This window comes from Pseudomonas sp. SIMBA_067, assembly GCF_046534675.1.
Classification (GTDB): Bacteria; Pseudomonadota; Gammaproteobacteria; order Pseudomonadales; family Pseudomonadaceae; genus Aquipseudomonas; species Aquipseudomonas putida.
In genome coordinates this window covers 1-441 of record NZ_JAWRYH010000061.1, presented here as the reverse complement: position 1 = coordinate 441, position 441 = coordinate 1, and the positions used below count along the sequence as shown (strand labels likewise).

The 441-nt window shown below is 50.3% G+C and carries 1 protein-coding gene; it reads left to right on the top strand.

Features of this window, described 5'->3' with window-relative positions; all coding sequences use genetic code 11:
• Nucleotides 1-441: EF-Tu/IF-2/RF-3 family GTPase (locus SB765_RS28085; RefSeq protein WP_410932280.1), on the top strand; the 441-nt coding region annotated here is incomplete at both ends.

Sequence of the window (441 nt, the reverse complement as noted above, 5' to 3'; positions counted from 1 at the left end):
GAAGAACTGACTGAAGAAGAGATCAAAACATCTCTGCGTAAGCGTGTTCTGAACAACGAAATTATCCTGGTAACCTGTGGTTCTGCATTTAAGAACAAAGGTGTTCAGGCGATGCTGGATGCAGTTGTTGAATATCTGCCAGCACCGACTGACGTTACCGCGATCAACGGTATGCTGGACGACGGTAAAGACACGCCGGCTGTTCGTCACTCTGATGACAACGAGCCGTTTGCTGCACTGGCGTTCAAAATCGCTACCGACCCGTTCGTGGGTAACTTAACCTTCTTCCGCGTTTACTCTGGTGTTGTTAACACGGGTGACACCGTGTTCAACCCGGTTAAGTCAAACCGTGAGCGTCTGGGCCGTATCGTTCAGATGCACGCTAACAAGCGTGAAGAGATTAAAGAAGTTCGTGCGGGTGATATCGCAGCTGCGATCGGC